Origin of the sequence: Dechloromonas denitrificans, from assembly GCF_020510685.1 — a bacterium.
GTDB lineage: Bacteria > Pseudomonadota > Gammaproteobacteria > Burkholderiales > Rhodocyclaceae > Azonexus > Azonexus denitrificans_A.
In genome coordinates, this window is record NZ_CP075185.1 from 1,316,026 (window position 1) to 1,336,492 (window position 20,467).

21 protein-coding genes are annotated in these 20,467 nt (G+C 62.1%); 13 read left to right on the forward strand and 8 right to left on the reverse strand.

The features are described from left to right. The first annotated feature begins 1 nt into the window (after position 1). The 3 genes from KI611_RS06320 to KI611_RS06330 are packed head-to-tail and all read left to right on the forward strand — an operon-like array spanning position 2 to position 3,491. Positions 2 to 967 carry a DUF3108 domain-containing protein gene (locus tag KI611_RS06320; RefSeq protein ID WP_226418979.1) on the forward strand — a complete coding sequence of 322 codons (966 nt, stop codon included), beginning with the start codon at positions 2 to 4 and terminating at the stop codon, positions 965 to 967. After that, the gene (locus KI611_RS06325; RefSeq protein ID WP_226418980.1) at positions 964 to 2,226 is read left to right on the forward strand and encodes an RsmB/NOP family class I SAM-dependent RNA methyltransferase; all 1,263 of its coding nucleotides are present in this window, start codon (positions 964 to 966) and stop codon (positions 2,224 to 2,226) included. Before KI611_RS06320 ends, KI611_RS06325 begins: the two co-directional genes overlap by 4 nt. Beyond that, positions 2,223 to 3,491, forward strand: coding sequence for a mechanosensitive ion channel family protein (locus tag KI611_RS06330; protein WP_226418981.1), 1,269 nt, complete (start codon positions 2,223 to 2,225; stop codon positions 3,489 to 3,491). Before KI611_RS06325 ends, KI611_RS06330 begins: the two co-directional genes overlap by 4 nt. A gap of 36 nt (positions 3,492 to 3,527) precedes the next feature. Here KI611_RS06330 and asd read toward each other — a convergent pair whose 3' ends face one another. Then, on the reverse strand, positions 3,528 to 4,382 hold the full coding sequence (asd, locus tag KI611_RS06335; RefSeq protein ID WP_226419881.1) for an archaetidylserine decarboxylase: 855 nt from the start codon (positions 4,380 to 4,382) through the stop codon (positions 3,528 to 3,530). Between the two features lie 87 nt (positions 4,383 to 4,469). Then, positions 4,470 to 4,889: a VOC family protein gene (locus tag KI611_RS06340; RefSeq protein WP_226418982.1), complete on the reverse strand. Its 420-nt coding sequence runs from the start codon at positions 4,887 to 4,889 to the stop codon at positions 4,470 to 4,472. Positions 4,890 to 4,985: 96 nt separating this feature from the next. Here KI611_RS06340 and KI611_RS06345 point away from each other — a divergent pair, with 96 nt between their 5' ends. Continuing rightward, the gene (locus tag KI611_RS06345) at positions 4,986 to 5,681 is read left to right on the forward strand and encodes a helix-turn-helix transcriptional regulator (protein WP_226418983.1); all 696 of its coding nucleotides are present in this window, start codon (positions 4,986 to 4,988) and stop codon (positions 5,679 to 5,681) included. On the opposite strand, the gene rlmF is transcribed toward KI611_RS06345, so the two are convergent. After that, complete coding sequence (gene rlmF, locus KI611_RS06350) at positions 5,678 to 6,751, reverse strand: 23S rRNA (adenine(1618)-N(6))-methyltransferase RlmF (protein ID WP_226418984.1); 1,074 nt, start codon at positions 6,749 to 6,751, stop codon at positions 5,678 to 5,680. The two genes, KI611_RS06345 and rlmF, sit on opposite strands and share 4 nt — an antisense overlap. A 173-nt stretch (positions 6,752 to 6,924) precedes the next feature. Here rlmF and KI611_RS06355 point away from each other — a divergent pair, with 173 nt between their 5' ends. Beyond that, the gene (locus tag KI611_RS06355) at positions 6,925 to 8,622 is read left to right on the forward strand and encodes an AAA family ATPase (RefSeq protein WP_226418985.1); all 1,698 of its coding nucleotides are present in this window, start codon (positions 6,925 to 6,927) and stop codon (positions 8,620 to 8,622) included. On the opposite strand, the gene KI611_RS06360 is transcribed toward KI611_RS06355, so the two are convergent. Together KI611_RS06360 and KI611_RS06365 are read right to left on the reverse strand one after the other, a co-directional pair. Then, a complete protein-coding gene (locus KI611_RS06360) occupies positions 8,623 to 9,075 on the reverse strand; it encodes a YaiI/YqxD family protein (RefSeq protein WP_226418986.1) in 453 nt (150 codons plus the stop codon). Then, positions 9,075 to 10,235, reverse strand: coding sequence for an NnrS family protein (locus tag KI611_RS06365; protein WP_226418987.1), 1,161 nt, complete (start codon positions 10,233 to 10,235; stop codon positions 9,075 to 9,077). Before KI611_RS06365 ends, KI611_RS06360 begins: the two co-directional genes overlap by 1 nt. A 178-nt stretch (positions 10,236 to 10,413) precedes the next feature. Here KI611_RS06365 and KI611_RS06370 point away from each other — a divergent pair, with 178 nt between their 5' ends. The 4 genes from KI611_RS06370 to KI611_RS06385 all read left to right on the forward strand — a co-directional run bounded on the left by KI611_RS06370 (position 10,414) and on the right by KI611_RS06385 (position 14,041). After that, positions 10,414 to 11,670, forward strand: a complete 1,257-nt coding sequence (locus tag KI611_RS06370) for a nitronate monooxygenase (protein WP_226418988.1) — start codon at positions 10,414 to 10,416, stop codon at positions 11,668 to 11,670. 116 nt (positions 11,671 to 11,786) lie between these two features. After that, positions 11,787 to 12,983 carry a hypothetical protein gene (locus tag KI611_RS06375; RefSeq protein ID WP_226418989.1) on the forward strand — a complete coding sequence of 399 codons (1,197 nt, stop codon included), beginning with the start codon at positions 11,787 to 11,789 and terminating at the stop codon, positions 12,981 to 12,983. A 4-nt stretch (positions 12,984 to 12,987) separates the two neighbouring features. Further along, positions 12,988 to 13,425 carry a hypothetical protein gene (locus KI611_RS06380; RefSeq protein WP_226418990.1) on the forward strand — a complete coding sequence of 146 codons (438 nt, stop codon included), beginning with the start codon at positions 12,988 to 12,990 and terminating at the stop codon, positions 13,423 to 13,425. A 175-nt stretch (positions 13,426 to 13,600) separates the two neighbouring features. Then, positions 13,601 to 14,041, forward strand: a complete 441-nt coding sequence (locus KI611_RS06385; RefSeq protein ID WP_226418991.1) for a cyclic nucleotide-binding/CBS domain-containing protein — start codon at positions 13,601 to 13,603, stop codon at positions 14,039 to 14,041. On the opposite strand, the gene KI611_RS06390 is transcribed toward KI611_RS06385, so the two are convergent. The 3 genes from KI611_RS06390 to KI611_RS06400 form a co-directional block, all read right to left on the reverse strand. Beyond that, a complete protein-coding gene (locus KI611_RS06390; RefSeq protein ID WP_226418992.1) occupies positions 14,035 to 14,766 on the reverse strand; it encodes a tRNA pseudouridine(65) synthase TruC in 732 nt (243 codons plus the stop codon). The two genes, KI611_RS06385 and KI611_RS06390, sit on opposite strands and share 7 nt — an antisense overlap. After that, positions 14,759 to 15,742, reverse strand: coding sequence for an HpcH/HpaI aldolase/citrate lyase family protein (locus KI611_RS06395; protein ID WP_226418993.1), 984 nt, complete (start codon positions 15,740 to 15,742; stop codon positions 14,759 to 14,761). The genes KI611_RS06390 and KI611_RS06395 overlap by 8 nt, the downstream gene beginning before the upstream one ends. A 126-nt stretch (positions 15,743 to 15,868) precedes the next feature. Continuing rightward, a complete protein-coding gene (locus KI611_RS06400; RefSeq protein WP_226418994.1) occupies positions 15,869 to 16,855 on the reverse strand; it encodes a malate dehydrogenase in 987 nt (328 codons plus the stop codon). A 200-nt stretch (positions 16,856 to 17,055) separates the two neighbouring features. Here KI611_RS06400 and KI611_RS06405 point away from each other — a divergent pair, with 200 nt between their 5' ends. The 4 genes from KI611_RS06405 (at position 17,056) to sdhA (ending at position 20,462) form a co-directional block, all read left to right on the forward strand. Further along, a complete protein-coding gene (locus tag KI611_RS06405) occupies positions 17,056 to 17,811 on the forward strand; it encodes a GntR family transcriptional regulator (protein WP_226418995.1) in 756 nt (251 codons plus the stop codon). Between the two features lie 133 nt (positions 17,812 to 17,944). Continuing rightward, the gene (gene sdhC / locus KI611_RS06410) at positions 17,945 to 18,331 is read left to right on the forward strand and encodes a succinate dehydrogenase, cytochrome b556 subunit (RefSeq protein WP_226418996.1); all 387 of its coding nucleotides are present in this window, start codon (positions 17,945 to 17,947) and stop codon (positions 18,329 to 18,331) included. Then, positions 18,328 to 18,675: a succinate dehydrogenase, hydrophobic membrane anchor protein gene (sdhD, locus tag KI611_RS06415; RefSeq protein ID WP_226418997.1), complete on the forward strand. Its 348-nt coding sequence runs from the start codon at positions 18,328 to 18,330 to the stop codon at positions 18,673 to 18,675. The genes sdhC and sdhD overlap by 4 nt, the downstream gene beginning before the upstream one ends. 2 nt (positions 18,676 to 18,677) lie before the next feature. Next, positions 18,678 to 20,462 carry a succinate dehydrogenase flavoprotein subunit gene (gene sdhA, locus KI611_RS06420; protein ID WP_226418998.1) on the forward strand — a complete coding sequence of 595 codons (1,785 nt, stop codon included), beginning with the start codon at positions 18,678 to 18,680 and terminating at the stop codon, positions 20,460 to 20,462. The last annotated feature ends 5 nt before the right edge of the window (positions 20,463 to 20,467 follow it).

A 20,467-nucleotide genomic window follows, 5' to 3' on the forward strand; every position in this document is an offset into this window, starting at 1 on the left:
AATGCCGATCGTCTTCGTCCTGGCTCTGATCGGCTCGTTGGCGATCCACGGGGCGGCCTTGTTCGGGACGGATGTCGAGTTGTTCGGCGGCGGCCCGGAGCCGGCGCCGCTACAGGCCGAGTTGCAGCCGCCACCGCCCGCCGCGCCGGTCGAAGCGGCACGGTTAAAAAGCAAACCGCCGCGGACCAAGTCGGCAAAAAGACACACTATGGCGAGTGCCCGGCCGGCGCCGGCCACCGTGCCGGCGCAACCCGAGCCTGATGTGGCGCCGGAAAGCGTCCCGGCAACGTCCGTTGCCGAACCCGCCATGCCGCCTCCGCCGCCACCGGCCAGGCCGGTGCTTCCGGCGGAGGGCGTGATCCGCTTCGCCATCTTCAAGGAGTCGCTCGGCTTCCAGGTCGGCCGCGCCGAACATCGCTGGGTCTTCGCCGAGGATGGCAGCTATCGGCTGACCGGGACGACCGAAACGAGTGGTCTGGCCGCCCTGTTGAAGCCGGTGCGCCTCGAGATCGAAAGCCGCGGCCGGCTGGTGGCCGGCGGTTTGCAGCCGGAAACCCTGCGCAGCCTGAAGAATGGCCAGGACGCCAACGAAAATGCCGATTTCGACTGGTCGTCCGGCGCCGTGCGCCTGTCCCGGGATGGCAGCGTCCGGCCGATTGCGCCCGGCGCCCAGGACATCCTGTCGCTCAATTTCCAGCTCGCCTACCTGAAGAAGCCGGAGGATGGCAGTTCGATCGGTGTCGTCACCGGCAAGAAATACGAGCGCTACGGGCTCGATTCGCTCGGCGAAGAGGAGATCGACGTGCCGGCCGGCCATTTCCGTACGCTGCATCTGCGGGCGCAGACCGATAACGTCACCGAAATCTGGATCGCGCTCGATCATCACCGCTTGCCGGTTAAAATTCGTTTTACAGATAAAAAGGGCGAAAGCTTTGAGCAGGTCGCCACCGAATTAGGATTGCCATGAAAGCTCGTTTTACGCCCGCCCTGTTTGCCCATGCCGAAGCCGTACTCGGTCAGTTGCTGAATTTCGAGCATCCGGCCGATGCTGTTGTCTCGCGTTATTTCCGCGAGCACCGCGAACTCGGCCATGCCGACCGGGCTTTTGTCGCCGAAACGGTGTTTGCCGTGTTGCGCCGGGGACGCAGCCTGGAAGCGCGGTGTGCCGGCCAGTTGTCGGATCGCCGCCGCTTGCTTGTCGCGCTGACGGTGATTCGCGGCTGGAGCCAGCGCGAACTGGCGCCGGTGCTCAAGGCGAACGAAGAGGAATGGCTGGCTGCCGCCCGGGCGATGCCGGAAAGCGAGTTTTCACCGGCCGTCCGCTGCGATCTGCCGGAATGGCTGTATGCCGCGCTGGAAGCGCAATTCGGCGCCGAGGAAGTGGTCAAGCTGGCAACCGCGCTGAACCTGCCGGCGCCGCTCGATCTGCGCGTCAATACGCTGAAGACCAACCGGGAAGACCTGCTGGCCCGTTTTGCCGAGGAGGGCATCGCCGCCATTCCCGGTCCGTTGTCGCCGATTGCCGTGCGCCTGCGCGAAAAGCCGGCGCTGGCCAAGCATGCGCTGTTTCTTGAAGGGACCTTCGAGGTTCAGGACGAAGGCAGCCAGTTGCTCGGCTATCTGATGGAGCCGAAACGCGGCGAACTGGTCGTCGATTTCTGCGCCGGCGCCGGTGGCAAGACCCTGTTGCTCGGCGCGATGATGAAAAATACCGGCCGTCTCTACGCCTACGATGTGTCCGACAAGCGGCTTGCCAAGCTGAAGCCGCGGCTGGCCCGCTCCGGCCTGTCCAACGTCCATCCGGCGCGCATCGAGAATGAACGCGATACCAAGATCAAGCGCCTGGCCGGCAAGGCCGATCGCGTACTGGTCGATGCCCCGTGTTCCGGCCTCGGCACCCTGCGCCGCAACCCGGATCTGAAATGGCGGCAGAGTGAAGCCTCGGTCGCCGAGCTGACCGTCAAGCAGGCGTCCATCCTCGATGCCGCGGCCAAGATGGTGCGCCCGGGCGGTCGCCTGGTTTATGCCACGTGCAGCCTGTTGACCGCCGAGAACGACGCGATCATCGAAGCCTTCCTGGCCAGCCATCCGGAGTTCACGCTGACCCCGGCCGCGACGGTGCTGGCCAGGCACGGCATCGCGCTGGAAGGCGACTATCTGCGCCTGTTGCCCCATCAGCACAACACCGATGGCTTCTTTGCCGCCGTTCTGGACAAGAAGGCATGAGTCAGGCCAGCGAGGCGCTGAGGCTGTTCAACGATCTGCGGGATGATTTTCGGGATCCCGACTTCATCTGGCAGGTCATTGCCCTTCTCGTCTGTCTGGCTGCCGCTTTCCTGATCGAGCGCTGGTGGCGCGGGCGCCATGTCGAGGGCGCCGGGCGGTTGAGCGATGCCGGATCCCGGCTGGCTTTCCCGTTGACCGGCATGGTCCTGGTCGGCCTGACCCGGCTGGCCCTGAAACCGTTTTTCCACGTCAATCTGCTCAAGCTGGCGCTGCCGCTGCTCGGCTCGATGGCCCTGGTGCGCAGCGTGGTTTTCGTGCTTCGCCAGGCCTTCCCGCGCGCCACCTGGCTGACCGCCTGGGAGCGCATCATCGCCGCCGTGGTCTGGAGCTGGATGGCGCTCTACATCACCGATCTGGCACCGTATGCGATCGAAGCGCTGGAGCAGGTCGACTTCGCCATCGGCAAGCAGCGCTTCGATTTGTGGACCATCTCGCACGGCGTGGTCACCGTCTTCCTGACCGTGGTTTTTGCCTTGTGGGTGGCCGGCGTCATCGAAGCCCGGCTGATGCGTGTCGAATCGATGGATTCCAGCCTGCGCATCGTCGGCATCCGGGTTACCCGGGCCTTGCTGACGGTGATCGCGCTGGTCGCCAGTCTGTCGCTGGTCGGTATCGACATGACGGCCTTGTCGGTATTCACCGGGGCGCTCGGTGTCGGCCTCGGCTTCGGCTTGCAGAAAATCGCCAGCAACTATGTCTCGGGCTTCATCATTCTGCTCGACCGCTCGATCCGGCTCGGCAACATCGTCCAGGTCGGCAGCGATGTCGGGCAGGTGACGCAGATCACGACGCGCTACACCGTGCTCAAGCACCCGGGCGGTACCGAGTTCATCGTGCCGAACGAGACGCTGATCAGCAGTGTGGTCCAGAACCAGAGCTATTCGGATACCCGGATGCGTCTGACGACGGTGGTCGGGGTTGCCTACGACAGCGATATCGACCTGGCGATGCGTTTGATGACCGAGGCCGCCAGCGCCCAGGATCGCGTCCTGGCCGATCCGCCGCCCAAGGTGTTTCTGACGCAGTTCGCCGACAGCAGCATCAACCTCGAACTCGGCTTCTGGATCAGCGATCCGGAGGAGGGCAAGGGCAATGTCGTGTCCGACATCAACCTCGCCATCTGGCGCATTTTCCGCGCCCACGCCATCGAGATTCCGTTCCCGCAGCGCGAAGTCCGCCTCATCCAGGAAAAACCGGCGGAGTAAGCCGCTGGCCGCGGCTCCGCCGGTTAGCGAGCGGGTTCAGACCTGGGTCGGCGTGCGGCCCATCGTTTCGCCCATGCGCACCGGGCCGGCCGGCGCCCAGTCCGGATTGAAGGTCAGGGCCGCTTTCGGAAAGAGCATGACGACCGTCGAACCGAGCAGGAAACGGCCCATCTCGTCGCCTTTCTGCAGGACGATGTTGCGGTCGTCGTAACGCCATTCGCGGACGACGCCCGGGCGCGGCGGATTGACCATGCCGTGCCAGACGGTAGCCATGCTGCCGACGATGGTGGCGCCGACCAGGGTCAGCACGAAGGGACCGCTCGCCGTCTCAAAAACGCAGACGACGCGCTCGTTGCGGGCGAACAGGCCGGGTACGCCGCGCGCCGTGGTCGGATTGACCGAGAACAGCGCGCCGGGCACGTAGATCATGCGCAGCAGCTTGCCGGTGCAGGGCATGTGGATGCGGTGGTAGTCGCGCGGAGAGAGATAGAGCGTCGCGAAGCTGCCATTCTCGAATTTCTTCGCCAGCTCGCGGTCGCCGCCGACCAGCGCGGTGGTCGAATAGCTGTGGCCTTTGGCCTGGAAAATCTGGTCGCGCTCGATGGTGCCGAACTGGCTGATCGCGCCATCGACCGGGCAGAGGAAATCCGCATCGGCGAGCGGCCGGGCCCCGGCCTGCAGTGGCCGGGTGAAGAATTCGTTGAAACTCTGGTAGCCGGCGATGTCCGGATTGGCCGCTTCGGCCATGTTCACGTTGTAGCGGCGGACGAACCAGCGGATGACGCCGGTCGTCAATTTGCCAGCCTCCTTGGCGGCGAGCTTGCCGGCGAGGATGGTCAGCGCCTGTTTCGGCAGCAGATATTGGGGCAGGACGGCAAGGCGATCGGACACAGTGGCAGCCATGAAAACGGGAACCCGCGATTATAAGGGCTAGCCGCCCTGCATCCTACCTTCGCCCTGCCGCCGGGCGACCGGGGCTCAGTGCAGCGAGTAGACCCCGACCCGGTTGCCTTCGCTGTCGATGAACAGGCCGATGTGGCCGATGCCGTTGCCGAGGTCGGTCTTGGCCATGACGATCGTCCCGCCGGCCGCCGGAATGCGTTCGAGAACGGCATTGAGGTCGGCGCCGCCATCGAGGTAGATCAGCGTGCCGTTGTCGCGCGGTTCGAGCTGCGGCATGGCGACCAGTGCACCGCTCGGGTAGGGCTCGGCGTAGGGAAAGATGGCCATGTTGCCGCCACCGCAGTGTTCTCGGCGCAGTTCGACGGCGAGGATGGTCTGGTAAAAGGTGACGGCCCGATTAAGGTCGATGGCGGGAATTTCAAACCAGCGTAGCGGATTGTCCATGATGTTTTCCTTGATGAAGTTCAGCGGCGGGGTGCCGTTGATGCCGTGCATTCTGGCCGGGGGCTCCTGACAGCATGGTGTCAGGAGGCATTGCCGGCCCTGCGAAACGGCGTGCTATGCTGAAATTCCTGTTTTCCCCGTCATGACATGCGCCCGGCCGACCGACTGTTCCAGATCATCCTGCTGCTCCGCCACGGCCGCGTCGTTACGGCCACCACGCTGGCCGAGGCGCTCGAAGTTTCCGAGCGGACCATCTACCGCGACATCGCCGATCTGGTGAAATCCGGGGCGCCGATCGACGGCGAGGCCGGCGTCGGCTATCGCCTGCGCCGTGGCTACCAGGTGCCGCCGCTGATGTTTACCGGCGACGAGCTGGAAGCCCTGGTGGTCGGCGCCAAGTTGGTGCAGGCCTGGGGCGATTCGGCGCTGGGCAAGGCGGCGGAGCAGGCGATGGCGCGCATCGAGGCCGTTCTGCCGCGGGCGCTGGAGGAGAAGGTCGGCGCGGCGAGCCGGCGCTTCCTGGCACTCGATTGCCTGCAGCCGGCGCCGCTGCGCGAACCGATGGCGCAGTTGCGGGCCGGCATGGAAAGCGGCCGCAAGGTGCTGGTCAGCTACCGGCGGGCCGACGGCGAGCTGTCACAACGCACGCTGCTGCCGCTCGGTCTGGTTTTCTGGGGGCATTGCTGGACGCTCGGGGCCTGGTGCGAGCTGCGCCAGGCCTTCCGGACTTTCCGGGTCGATCGGATCAAGAGCGTCGAACTGCTCAGCGAAACTTTCGACGACCGGTACGGCCATCTCTGGCGCGACTACCTGAGCACGGCGCGCGGCGAGGGCGAAGCTTAGTCGGTATTGCCGGCCAGCGGCAGTTCCGTCGCCGGCGTCGCGGTGGCTGGTTCGGCGCTTGTGCTGACCGGGAAGCGCGGTGCCTGGTCGGCGGTGGGTGTTGCCACCGACCAGCGTTCCTTGCGCCATTTCTCGCGTTCGCCGTTGCCGCAGAAGGTCCAGGCGACGAAGCGGCTCTGCTTCTGGCCCTGGGCCATGGCGATGGTGCGCGAGTCGACGACCCGGGCCTTTTTCAGCGCGGCTTCGATATGCACCAGGTTGTCGGCTTGCGAGACCAGGCTGGTGAACCACATCACCCGCTTCGGAATATTGGCGCTCTGTTCGATCATGTTCTTGACGAAGGCGCGCTCGCCGCCGTTGCACCACAGTTCGGTGCCGCCGCCGCCGAAATTGAGGCGGGGCTGCTGCACCGCACCCTTCTTGGCGCCGGGCTTGTTCAGATTGTTCCACTTGCGCTGGCTGACCGCATGCACGTCATCCGGCGAATTGTGGAATGGCGGGTTGCAGATGCTCAATTCGAAGTTTTCGCCGGAACGCAGCAGGCCGGTGAAGATGTTGTCCCACACCGGTTGGTGGCGCAGTTCGATCATGCCGGCCAACTGCTCGTTTTTGCCAAGGATCATCTGGGCATTGGCCAGCGCCGCTTCGTCGATATCGACGCCGAGGAAGTGCCAGCCGTATTCGGCGGCACCGATCAGCGGATAGACGCAGTTGGCGCCGACGCCGATGTCGAGCACGCGGACGCCGGCGCCGGTCGGGATGACTTTCTTGTTGCAGGTGGCGAGCAGGTCGGCGGCGTGGTGGATGTAGTCGGCGCGGCCGGGAATCGGCGGGCACAGGTAGCCGGCCGGAATTTCCCAGCCCTTGATGCCGTAGTGCAGGGCGAGCAGGGCGCGGTTGAAGGCCTTGACGGCGCTCGGGTTGGCGAAATCGATGCTCGGCGTGCCCGCCTTGGTGGTGATCACGAACTTGACGAGTCCCGGCGCGACCGCTGTCAGCGCGGCGAAATCGTAGCCGGCCGCATTCTTGTTGCGGGGGTGCAGTCCGGGTTTCTGGGCGGGGGCCGTCATTGCGTTTTTCCGATTTTTGGGGAGGGGGCGGAGTATCCCACGGAATGATTGTCGCAAGAACGACAAAGCCCGTTTTGCGGCAAGTTATTGTTTGAAAGCGGTTTTCGCCGCGTAATCCGCTCGGCATGGAATTCGCTGAAGGTCAGGCAACGATGCTCAAGGGAGTGACCAGCATGAAGTTGCAAATCGAGCGGCCGCACATCGCCGCGATGATCGAGGCCTTTCCGCGGCTGGCTTTCGTGCAGGAGCAGTTGCGCTTCGGCAACAAGGTCGAATTGGCGTTCAACCTGCTGAGCGACGAGGAACTCGATTTTCTCCGCGGCCTGTATGCCGATGGCGGCCCGGAATTGCGCGCCCGTGCCGCGCAGATCGCCACGCTGCAGAAAGCCCTGCACGATGTCGGCACCCGGTTTGCAGCCGAAGACCTGGAAATGCTGGTCCCGGCCATCGCCCGTTATTTGGCGGAAGACTCGAGCCGCGGCTGGGTGTTTTCCGCCCACATCACCGGCAAGCCGCTGGCCTACGTCGTGACCCGGCTCGACTTCACGCCGCCGTCGGACGAGGAAACCGGCAAGGTCTTCATCGAATTGAAGGCCAACGCCAAGGCGCGGCTGGCCACGGCGACGCTGCGCATTGCCGGGCCGGATGTGGCCGGCCGGACGGTGGCCGAAATCTTCGCCGCCAAGGGCTTCGTCAAGGAAACGCCGGCCCTGCTCAAAAGCTACGATGAAACGGCGGCGCGCTATTTCGACTGGCGGGCGCAGTACGGCGCGCAATTCTCCGGTTCGGGCGTCGGCTACTTTGCCGAGAACCCGACGGCGACGCATCGCGATACCGATTATTCGCGCAAGGACCTGATCATCCTGTCGTCGACCGGCTCGGCGGCTCGCCTGGTGAACGACGAGAGCATTCTCGGCGAACGGGTGCTGGCGCTCGATCCGACCGGCGACATCATGTGCAAGTTCGTCCGCCGGATCGCCCGCAATTCGCGGCTGTCCGGCAAGGACGAAGCCGAGGTCGAGGCGACCCAGGCGACGCTGCCGAAGGGTATGTTCACCGAACTGCCAGTGCATTTCTACATGCTGATGTTCCACCTCGAACTGCACCATTACCTGTGGGTGCATGTCGACGACATGCAGCCCTATCGTTACCAGCCGGAACTCAAGGACAAGCTGGTGCTGCCGCCCGAGCAGACCGACCTGATCGACATCCTGACCGCCGAGATGGACGTGCTGATGGACGACATCGTCGCCGGCAAGTCGGGCGGCACCACCGTGCTCTGTGCCGGGCCGGCCGGGGTTGGCAAGACGCTGACCGCCGAGGTGTACTCGGAAATCATCAAGCGGCCGCTTTACCGCGTGCATTCCGGGCAGTTGGGGCTGAACGTCGCGGCGATGGAAACGGCGCTCAAGGAAGTGCTGACCCGTGCCCAGCGCTGGGGCGCAGTGATGCTGATCGACGAGGCCGATGTTTACATCAAGAAGCGTGACGACAACATCACGATGAATGCCGTGGTCGGCGTCTTTCTGCGTGTGCTGGAATATTTCAACGGGCTGTTGTTCCTGACCACCAACCGGGTCGACGATATCGACGAGGCGATCGTTTCGCGCTGCATCGCGTTGATCAAGTTCCATCCGCCGGGGCGTGAAGATCGCCGACGAATCTGGGGCGTGATGACCGAGCAGTTCGGCCTGCTGATCGAACCCGACTTGCTCGAACGCCTGCCGGATATCTTTCCCGAAGCTACCGGCCGCGACATCAAGGGGCTGGCCAAGCTGGTGACCAAATACTGCAATCAGAAAGCGCTGCCGCCGACGGTCGACGTTTTCCGGCGCTGTTCGATCTTTCGCGGTATGGAAGTGGCTGCCTGATTACTGGCCGGCGTATTTCGCCAGAAAACGGTCGAGCGCATTGCCGAAGGCTTGCCGGTCGGCCTGGCCGAGCGCCGCCGGACCGCCGGTTTCGATGCCGGCACTGCGCAGTTCTTCCATGAAGTTGCGCATGGTCAGGCGTTCCTGGATGTTGGCCGTGGTGTACAGCTCGCCGCGCGGATTCAACGCATGGGCACCACGCGCGATGACGCCCGAGGCGAGCGGGATGTCGGCAGTGACGACGAGATCGCCCGGGGCGAGCTGGTCGACGATATGGCGATCGGCGACATCGAAGCCGGAAGGCACCTGGATGGCGCGGATGTAACGCGACGGCGGCGTCCGCAACATCTGGTTGGCGACCAGGATGGTCGGGATTTTCAGCCGCTCGGCGGCGCGAAAGATGATTTCCTTGATGACGCCGGGGCAGGCGTCGGCATCGACCCAGATCTGCATCAGTGCTCCTTGCCGTCCAGGCGGGCCTGGAAAAGAATCGGAATATAACGCCAGCCGAGGATGCCGAAGCAGGCCAGCCAGCAGGCGGCCGACAATTGTATCCACAGCAGGTAGCCGGCCGGGTAGATCTGCGGCACGACGACGCGGACCAGCAGGGCGGCCAGCATGATGTACAGTGCCAGCTTGTCGAGCCGGTCGAAAACCACCTTGCGCCCGGTGTGGCCCTTGGAAATGCGGATGATCATCGCCGGAATGACCGTGCCCATCGCGCCGAAAGTGAATAGATGGACGGACAGTGAGCCGATCCAGACGAACTGCCAGACATGCCCGAGCGCCTCGATCAGCAACTGGCCGACGATGGCCAGATAGCCGACGTACATGATGCCGATGTCGATCCGTTTACAGGCCAGTTGCGGTTTCCAGAACACGAAGCGGATGCCGAGCAGAATCGCCAGCGCGAAGGCGATTGCCGCGGTCAATGGCCGGGGCAAGGCGAATTCGACGACCAGCAGCAGGCCGAGCAGCTTGATCGGCATGTCCAGTTTCGGCTGGCGCAGGATGTTGGCCTGGAAGGCGGCTTTCATGAAACCGGTCAGGGTACGTTCGAGCATCACCAGCAAGGCCAGCCGGAACAGGCCGATGGCCATGCTGTAGCCGGCCGGGAAATCGTTGCCGTAGAGCATCAGGTATTTGGCGACCAGGAAGGCCGGCAGCAACACTAGGAAAAATACGTTGTCGCGATAGCTGTCGCGGGCGCGGTGGCGGATCAGCGTCCACAGCAGCATGGCGACGATGCTGCCGAGAAACAGATTGTTGGCGATTGCCGGCAACGGCGCCGGCCAGTTGCCGCCAAAGCTCATGCCGATTCGCTCGAGGATCCAGGTCCCGGCCAGCAGCATCAGCGCCGGCCCATGGTAGCCGCGAATATTTACCCAGTTCTTGGTCGAGGTCAGCAGAAAGCCGCCGAGCACTGCCCAGCCGAAGCCGAAAAACATTTCGTGGGCGTGCCACTGAACGGCGGTGAAGGTGGCGGCCGGGGCCGGCATCAAGCCGCTGAAGATCAGTGCCCAGGCGACCGGTAGGCTCATTCCGGCCAGGCAGGCCAGCGCGAAAAACGGACGAAAGCCGACCAGCCAGAGGGGGTGGTTGATGAAGCGCATGGCGAACCTTTCACGGCGACTGGTGTTCAAAGCAGCAAGTCTAGCGATGTCCGGTGCGTGTCGACTTGATTTATCCCAGAGCGGGCAAGCAAGAAGCCCTACATTCGCGTAAAATTCTGCCCTTAGCCATAGTTACGATTGCGCAATCCGGGCCTGGCTACTTTCCTGAAGGATGAAGATGAAGCGTGTGGATGATTTCCGCTTGCGGCTTGGCAAGCATGAACTTGTGCCGATCATGATCGGCGGCATGGGTGTTGATATTTCGACCGCCGATCTGGCTTTGGAGGCGGCCCGTCTGGGCGGCGTCGGCCACATTTCCGACGCGATGATCAAGACCGTTGCCGACCGGCGCTACGACACCAAGTTCGTCAAGGAAAAGCTCGCGATCTACAAGTACAACGTCAAGAACGAAGACAAGTCCGTGGTCAAGTTCGACCTCGGCAAGCTGGTTGAAGCCACCCGCCTGCACGTTCAGGGCACCATGGAGCGCAAGCAGGGTTCAGGGCTGGTCTTCATCAACTGCATGGAAAAGCTGACCATGAATGCGCCGAAAGAGACGCTCAAGGTTCGCATGAATGCGGCGCTCGATGCCGGCATCGACGGCATCACGCTGGCTGCCGGTTTGCACCTCGGCTCTTTCGCGCTGATCGAGGATCACCCGCGCTTCCGCGATGCCAAGCTGGGCATCATCGTGTCGTCGCTGCGGGCGCTGCAACTGTTCCTGAAGAAGAGTGCCCGGACCAACCGCATGCCCGACTATATCGTGGTCGAAGGCCCGCTGGCCGGCGGTCACCTCGGTTTCGGCATGGACTGGGCGCAGTACGATCTGGCGACCATCATCGCCGAAGTCGTCAAGTACCTGCGGGACGAGCATCTGGACATTCCGGTGATTGCCGCCGGCGGCATCTTTACCGGTAGCGATGCCACCGGTTTTCTCGAACACGGTGCTGCCGCCGTCCAGGTGGCGACGCGGTTTACCGTCGCCAAGGAATGCGGCCTGCCGGAAAAGGTCCAGCAGGAATATTTCAAGGCCAGCGAAGACGATATCGAAGTCAATCAGATATCCCCGACCGGCTATCCGATGCGCATGCTCAAGGGCAGCCCGGCGATCGGCGATGGCATCCGCCCGAATTGCGAGGCGTATGGCTACCTGCTCGACGCCAATGGCAAGTGCGCCTATGTCACGGCCTACAACCGCGAAGTGCTGGCCCATCCGGAGGCGCGCAAGGTGACGGTGATGGACAAGACCTGTCTGTGTACCCACATGCGCAATTTCGACCTGTGGACCTGTGGTCAATTGACCTACCGTCTGAAGGACACGACGCATCGTCTGGCCGACGGCAGCTATCAGCTCCTGTCGGCCGAGCATATCTTCAAGGACTACCAGTTCAGTGTCGATCAGAAGGTGGCGTTGCCGGAGGCGCAGGTCGCCTGAGTCGGGGATTTGAGAAAAATAAAAACCCGGCTGCGTTGATGTCGGGTTTTTTCTTGGGGGTTGTGATTCGTACGTTATTGGCAGCGGCTTGTCAGCGAGCGCGTCGGGGGCGCGGGGTGTTGTACGCCATCGTGGCGGGCATCGGCTTTGCCTTCTTTTCCGCCGGTGTCCGGGCCGACCATGAGGATGGGCATTCGCAAGCGCTGACCGTCCACGGCTTCGGTACGCTCGGGGTGGCGCGCACGACCAGCGAAGAGGTCGAATTCGTCCGCGACATCTCGCAGCCGCGCGGGGCGCGGACGCAGTGGGACGGGCGGGTCGATAGCGTGCTCGGCCTGCAGGCCAACTGGCGCATCATTCCCGGGCTGGAGGCCGTGGTCCAGGGGGTTAGCCGTTATCGCTACGACCGGACCTTTACGCCGGATATTGCCTGGGCTTATCTCAAATACGATCCGACGCCAACGCTCAGTTTGCGGGCTGGGCGGCTGGGCACGGAATTTTTCATGCTGGCCGATTCCCGTCAGGTCGGTTATTCCTTCCTGACGGTCCGCCCGCTTGGCGATTATTTCTGGTATCTGCCCTTTTCCAGCATTGACGGCGCCGATGTCGCCCTGACCGTGCCGCTTGGCGACAACGTGTTGCGCGGCAAGCTCTATTACGGCATTTCCGACGGCAATATTCCGTTGGCCGATCAGCAATGGAAGCTGGATGGCTCGCCGATGGTCGGCGGATACCTGGATTACCAGCTTGCGGCGTGGCAGTTCCGTCTCGGTTACGCCAATATCAAATTCCATAACAGCCTGCCGATAGCGCGGGATTTTTATGCCATTCCGGCTGCCCAGTTTTCGCCGGCCGACGTCCGTGCCTCGCTCGACTATCTCGAAACCGCCGGCACGCGCAGCCACTATTACTCGTTCGGCGTTGTTTACGATGATGGTCCGTGGCAGTTCCAGTTGATGCTCAACCATGTCGAGCAGGGCAGCAACGCTTTCCAGAGTTCCGATGCCGGCTATCTCCTGGCCGGCTATCGGATCGGCCCGGTGACGCCTTATCTGGGCTATTCACGGGTCGAGTCAAAGCGGCGCGGGAATACCATGAACCCGGCGGTGGCGCACGTCATGGCCGATTCCGCGTCCGATCAGAAAACGGCGATAGTCGGCGCCCGCTGGGATGTGGCGCGCAACGTCGCCCTCAAGGCGCAGTGGGATGCCATTCGTGGCGATGCCCGGTCGATTTTTCCCTACCGTCGCGAAACAGGCGAGTGGCCAGGCAGAATGGATGTATTTTCGCTGACCATGGATTTTGTTTTTTAAAACGATGACCAAAGGCCTACTTCGCTTCCTGTTGCTGAGTGTCTGGCTGGCGCTGATGCCGGCGGGCGAGGCGCAGGCCGAACTGGTTGTCATCGTCAATGCCAGATCCGGCGTCGCGGTGATGACGCGCAATGAAATCGTGAATATTTTCTTCGGTCGCTATCGGCAGTTTTTCAACGGGGTTGAAGCGCAGCCGGTCGATCTGGTCGACTCGCATCCCGATCGGGCGCGCTTCTACAAAGCGCTGGTCGGCAAGGACTTGTCCGACGTCAATGCGTACTGGTCGCGGCAGGTCTTCTCTGGCCGCATGCAACCGCCGGAGAAGGTCAATACGCCGGATGAAATCCTCAAATGGGTGGCGTCGCATCCGGGCGGTATCGGCTTTGTTGAATTGACCAAGGCCGACGCGCGCGTCCGGGTGGTCTATGAATTCGCTCCCTGAGCGGATTTTCCTTGCTCGGGGTGGTCATTGAACCTTGAGCTGATTGGTATGGTCATCATCTTTGTGGCCATCGCGGTGATTGTCATCAAGTCGAAATAGTGCGCCGGCAGGCTGTGCCTTTTGCGCCGAATTGGTCACAATATCGTCACCCATCAATCAATAAAAGGAGACAAACATGCCCAGGAAAATGATCAGTGACATTCTCGTCGGCCACACCCTGATTACGGCAAACAAGGAAATGAGCGTGCGTGCCGCATCGTGCCTGATGGCCGAGAAGAAAATCGGGGCCCTGCTGGTCGTCGAAGACGGGCGCATCGCCGGCATCTTCACCGAGCGCGATGCGCTGAACAAGGTTCTGGCGGGCCGCCTCGATCCGGAAGCAACGCCGCTGTCCCGGGTGATGGTGGCCAACCCGCAAACAATCCGGCTCGACAAACCATTGGCCTACGCCTTACTCATGATGGCGGAAGGCGGCTTTCGTCACGTGCCGGTGATCGATGGCAATGGCGCTCCGGTCGGTATGGTCTCGGCCCGCGATGCGCTCGGCCAGGATATTGTCGAGCTTGAGCGCGAACTCAGTCGTCAGGAAAGCCTCGAGAGTTCGATCGGCTACTGAACCGGCTGCCAGCCAAAACGCGCCAGTATCGCGGCAAACTCGCCCGATACTGGCGCTTTTATTTGTTGCCGCTGGCCGCTGAGCGGGTGCTCGAACGTCAATTCGGTACAGGCCAGCAACAGTCGGTGGCAATCGAGATGTTCGGCGAAATAGCGGTTGTGCCGCCCCTTGCCGTAGGTTGCGTCGCCGATGATCGGGTGGGCCAGATGTTTCAGGTGGCGGCGCAATTGATGGCGCCGGCCGGTAATCGGGTCGAGTTCGAGCAGGGCGTAACGGCTGCACGGATAGCAGTCGACGGCGACGGGCAATTCGATTTCGGCCAGTTTCCGGAAATGAGTCAGTGCAGGCTGGGCTTCACTGCTGCTTCGCTCGCCACTGAATTCGTAGGCGTCGCGCTGCCGGCTGAGGGCATGATCGATGCTGCCGGCGGCTGGCGGATAGCCGCGGACGACGGCCCAGTAGCGCTTTTCGACCGTACCGGCTGCGAACTGCCGGCCGAGCTGGCTGGCAATTTCGCTACTCAGGCCGAACAACAGCACGCCCGAAGTGCCCCGGTCGAGTCGATGGGCCGGCCAGACGCGCTGGCCGATCTGGTCGCGCAGGATCTGGATGGCAAAACGCGTTTCGTGGCGGTCGATTTCCGAACGGTGGACGAGCAGGCCGGGCGGCTTGTCGATGACGACGATGTGTTCGTCGCGATAGAGAATCGGTAACTGCTCAGCCAAAGAATCGGCTCTTCGCCGCGGCCGGGATATCCATGCCCGTGATGTGCGCCCGCTCGAGCAGTTCCCAGTAGTAGCGGTAGGAGGCCCGGTCATGCAGCTTGCCGGCATGCTGGGTTGGTCCCCAGTCCGTGTCTTGCGCGGCGCACAAAATTTCGCTGGCGGCCTGGACCTCGGAGAAGTCGGGGCGCATGGCTTCGACGATCGGAACGATCTGGTTCGGATGAATGCTCCACATGCGCAGGAAGCCGAATTCACTGCGGGCGCGCCGGGCGTCGTTCCTGATGTAGTCGATATCCTTCAACTCGGTCGTTACGTTGTGCGATGGCACCACGCCGCAGGCCAGGGCGGCGGCGCTGATTTCGCACTTGGCGCGGGCGACCAGCGGATGATCGAACTGGCCTGGACTCTGCATGGCGCTGCCGGGAATCGCGCCGTGGTGGCCGGAGACGAAATCCATCAGGCCGAAGTCAAGGCTCTCGACGCCGGGCAGGGCGGCGATTTCCCAGACTTCGCGCAGGGCGCCGTGGGTTTCGATCAGTACGTGCAACGGAATGCTGCGTTCGACGCCGAATTCGCCCTCGATCTCGCGCAGTGCTTCGATCTGGACGCGAACATCTCCGGCGCTGCATGGCTTTGGCAGGGTAATGAAGGGCAGGCGGTTGCCGGCCAGGCGGACGAGAATTTCCATGTCCTGGCGCCAGTGCGGGTGGGTCACGTCATGCACGCGGGCGCCAACCCGATTGAACAGGTTGTCGTCAGACATGATGACGGCGGCGGCCATTTCGGCATGCTCGCGCTCGGCTCCTGCATGGGCGCCGTCTTCGCAGTCGCAGGTGATGTCGAAGATCGGGCCGAGTTCCTTCTGCAGTTGCAGCGCCTTCCTCATCAGCTTTTCCGAGCCGGCGTAGTGGTCGACCGCGGGCAGGATGGGAAAGGGCTTCTCGCCGGCAAAAAGAACCGCGTTAGGATGGCGCATGGTGGTTGTTGGTCGCTGGTTATCGGTTGTTGGCTATTCTTGATCTGGAAACGAAAAAGGCCGCGGTATTTTACCGCGGCCCTTGCTTGCTTTTGCTAGCGACTAATCACTAGCAGCTAACGACTCTCAGAGCATGTCCTTGACGGCTTCGGCTTCGTCGGTCAGTTCCTTGAGCGTGATGTTGATCTTCTCACGGCTGTACTCGTCGATTTCCAGACCCTGGATGATCTTGAACGAACCACCCTTGCACTCGCACGGGAAGCCGAAGACGATACCGGCCGGGATGCCGTAGGAGCCGTCGGACGGCACACCCATGGTGACCCATTCGTCGGAACCGAGGACCCAGTCATGCACGTGGTCGATGGCGGCGTTGGCGGCGGAAGCAGCGGAAGACAGGCCGCGGGCTTCGATGATGGCGGCACCGCGCTTGCCGACGGTCGGCAGGAAGACGTCGTTGTTCCAGGCGTGATCGTTGATCAGGGCCTTGACGCTGTCGCCGTTCGAGGTGGTGTAACGGTAGTCGGCGTACATCGTCGGCGAGTGGTTACCCCAGACGACCAGCTTCTTCAGCGAAGAAACGTCGCGGCCAGCCTTGCCGGCCAGTTGCGACAGGGCGCGGTTGTGGTCGAGGCGCAGCATGCCGTGGTAGTTGTTCGGGTTGGTGCGGCCAACCTTCTTGGCGGCGGCGGCAGCGATGAAGGCGTTGGTGTTGCAGGGATTGCCGACGACCAGGACCTTGACGTCTTCCTTGGCGTTTTCGGCGATGGCCTTGCCTTGCACCGTGAAAATGGCGCCGTTGGCGGTCAGCAGGTCGGCGCGTTCCATACCCTTGGTGCGCGGACGGGCACCAACCAGCAGGCAGACGTCGGCGTCCTTGAAGGCAACGTTCGGGTCATCGGTGGCAACCATGCCGGCGAGCAGCGGGAAGGCACAGTCTTCCAGCTCCATCATGACGCCCTTCACGGCCTGCTGAGCTTGCGGCAGGTCGAGCAACTGGAGGATGACCGGCTGGTCTTTGCCGAGCATTTCGCCGGAGGCGATGCGGAACAGCAGGCTATAACCGATCTGGCCGGCGGCGCCGGTAATGGCAACGCGCATGGGGGCTTTGGACATATGTCGCTCCTGTATGAAACAGCGTGATTGAAATTGTTCGTGTCTGCTCAAACGCCAGCTTTGGTAGTGCACCTTGCGTCAGCAAGCGCGAGAGACAAAGATGTTAGAAGTTCGGCGGGCCACTGTCAAATCATCATCTGTCTTATATAAGACAACTTTTCGTGGACGCTATGCCGGAATTGTGCTGAAATTTCACCCCTATGACTTCTGACGCTTCCCGTCCTGCCGTTCGCCCCCCGTCGCCGACTTTCAGTCCGCTTTATCGCCAGATCAAGGATTTTTTGATCCATAGTCTGCAAGAAGGGGAGTGGGGGCCGGGCGATGCCATTCCCAGCGAAGGCGAGTTGGCCGGGCGTTTCAACGTCAGCCAGGGGACTGTGCGCAAGGCGATCGATGAACTCTCCGCCGAGAACATGCTGGTCCGTCGGCAGGGCAAGGGCACCTTTGTCGCCACCCACAACGACCCGCGTTCGTTCTATCGTTTTTTGCGCCTGGTTCCGGACGGTGGTGGCGTGGCGCATTCGGTCAGCGATCCTTTTTCCTGCCAGGCGATTCCCGCATCGGTCGATGTCGCTGCCGCGCTGGGCGTGGCGGTCGGTGATCCGGTGATTTGTGTCGAGCGTCTGCTGCGGGTCGGCGGCGAGCCGGTGGTGTTCGATCAGATCTATCTGGCCAGCGAGTTGTTTGACGGGCTGACGCTGGAGCTCTTGCGGAGCGGGGAGCGCTCGCTGTACAGCTTGTTTGAAAGCGATTTCGGCGTTCGCATGATTCGGGCCGAAGAGCATCTCCGGGCAATTGCCGCCGATGCTCGCAGTGCCGGTCTGTTGGGCGTTGGTGAGGGTGATCCGCTGCTCCTTGTCGAGCGGACTGCCTACACCTATGGAAACAAGCCGGTTGAGTGGCGACGTGGTCTTTATTGCACGCGCCACCACTATTACCGCAATGATTTGGGTTAGCAGTGGCGGGCTTGCCGATCGGCTTGAAATAGCCCGGGCCGGCGTGTCCGGCCTGGTTTTGATTGTATAATTACGGTTCTTTTCGAACCACGTACAAGCGGAAAACCGCACACTCACGCGAGGGATGACGTTCATGGCAGAAATGACCATCAAGAAGCGTCCAAAGAATTTGGACTTGACCACTATCAGGTTGCCTTTGGCTGGCAAGGTTTCAATCCTTCATCGCGTTAGCGGTGCCGGCTTGTTCCTTTTTTTGCCGGTAATGCTCTGGCTTTTTTCGGCCAGCCTGACTTCGGCGGAGACTTTCGCCACCTTTAAGTCGGTGTTTTCGACGCTGCCGGCAAAAGTTGTGATGGCTGGTTTGATCTGGGCCTTTGTGCACCATTTCTGCGCCGGCATCCGCTTTCTGCTGCTCGATCTGCATGTCGGTATCGAGAAGGAAGCTGCTGCCAAATCGGCCGGCATCGTGCTCGCTGTCAGCATTCCGCTGACCCTGGTTCTCTGGGGGGTGTTGCTGTGATCAACCGTACTGTTGTTGGTGCTCATTACGGCCTCAAGGACTGGATCGCTCAGCGCGCGACGGCTGTCATCATGGCCGTTTATTCGGTCTTGATTGCCGCGGTTCTGTTGATTGTCCGTCCGGGGACTTTCGAGGCCTGGCAAGGTGTCTTCTCGAACGGCGTGATCAAGTTCCTGACCTTCCTCTTCTTCGTTAGCCTTTTCTACCACGCCTGGATTGGCGTGCGTGATATCTGGATGGATTACGTCAAGCCGACGGGCGTTCGCCTGACCTTGCACGTTCTGACCATTGCTGCGCTGGTGGGTTACACGGCGTGGGCTGCTGCGATTCTCTGGAGGCTGTAAGCGTGAGTATTCCTGTTCTCAAGTTTGATGCGGTGATCGTCGGTGCCGGTGGTGCCGGTCTGCGTTCCGCGATTCAATTGTCCGAAGCCGGCCTGAAGACGGCCGTGCTGTCCAAGGTTTTCCCGACCCGCTCGCACACGGTTGCGGCGCAGGGTGGTGTTGCTGCTTCCCTGGGTAACTCTGAGGAAGACCACTGGACGTGGCACATGTACGATACCGTCAAGGGTTCCGACTGGCTCGGCGACCAGGACGCGATCGAGTTCATGTGCAAGAAAGCCAACGAAGTGGTCGTTGAGCTCGAACACTACGGTATGCCGTTTGACCGGACCGACGACGGCAAGATCTACCAGCGTCCGTTCGGCGGTCACATGTCGAACTTCGGCGAAAAGCCGGTGCGTCGCTCCTGCGCTGCCGCTGACCGTACCGGTCATGCCATGCTGCACGCCATGTATCAGCGCAACGTCAAGGCCAATACCCAATTCTTCGTTGAATGGATGGCGCTTGATCTGATTCGTGACGAAGAAGGTCATGTCCTCGGCGTGACCGCGATGGAAATGGAAACCGGCCAGATCGTGATTTTCCACGCTCGCGCCACCATTTTCGCGACCGGCGGTGCTGGCCGTATCTATTACTCCTCGACCAATGCTTTCATCAATACCGGTGACGGCCTGGGTATGGCGGCACGTGCCGGCATTCCGCTCGAAGACATGGAGTTCTGGCAGTTCCACCCGACCGGCGTGGCCGGTGCAGGGGTGCTGATTACCGAAGGCGTGCGCGGCGAAGGCGGCATTCTGCGTAACAGCAGCAAGGAACGCTTCATGGAGCGCTATGCGCCGAACGCCAAGGATCTGGCGTCGCGTGACGTGGTTTCCCGCGCCATGACCACCGAAATCAAGGAAGGCCGTGGCTGCGGCGTCAACAAGGACTACGTCCTGCTCGACATCACCCACCTCGATCCCGCCAATATCATGAAGCGCCTGCCGGGTATCCGCGAAATCGGTATCCAGTTTGCCGGCGTTGACTGCATCAAGGAGCCGTTGCCGGTGGTGCCGACCTGTCACTACATGATGGGCGGTATCCCGACGCACTACTCCGGCCGTGTCGTGATGCCGCAAGGTGGTGACATGAGTGCCGTGGTGCCCGGTTTCTATGCCGGCGGCGAATGTGCCTGCGCTTCAGTGCACGGCGCCAATCGCCTCGGTACCAACTCGCTGCTCGATCTGCTGGTCTTTGGCAAATCGGCCGGCGATGCCGCGGTGGAAGATCTCAGGGCCGGCCGCGCCCACCGCGATCTGCCGAAGGATGTTGCCGACAAGACCCTGGCCCGGATCAGCGCGCTGGACAACCGCAAGGGCGGTGCCAACGTGCACGAAACCCGTCTGGCGATGCAGCGCACCATGCAGGATCATGCTGGCGTTTTCCGTTTTGACGACATGCTCAAACAGGGTGTCGAGAAGATCCTCGAAATCGAGAAGGCTGCCCGCAATCTCGAAATCAAGGACAAGTCCATGGCCTGGAATACGGCTCGTACCGAAGCGCTCGAGATGGAAAACCTGATCGAGGTTGCCAAGGCCACGATGATCTCTGCCGAGGCACGCAAGGAGTCGCGCGGCGCACACGTGCGCGACGATGCCCCGGATACCGCTGAATTCCCGAATGGCCGGAACGACAAGGTGTGGCTCAAGCACACCCTGTTTTCGCCGGTCGATAATTCGATCAGCTACAAGCCGGTCAACATGCAACCCCACACCGTCGAGCCTGTCGAGCTCAAGACGCGCTCGTACTAATTGGA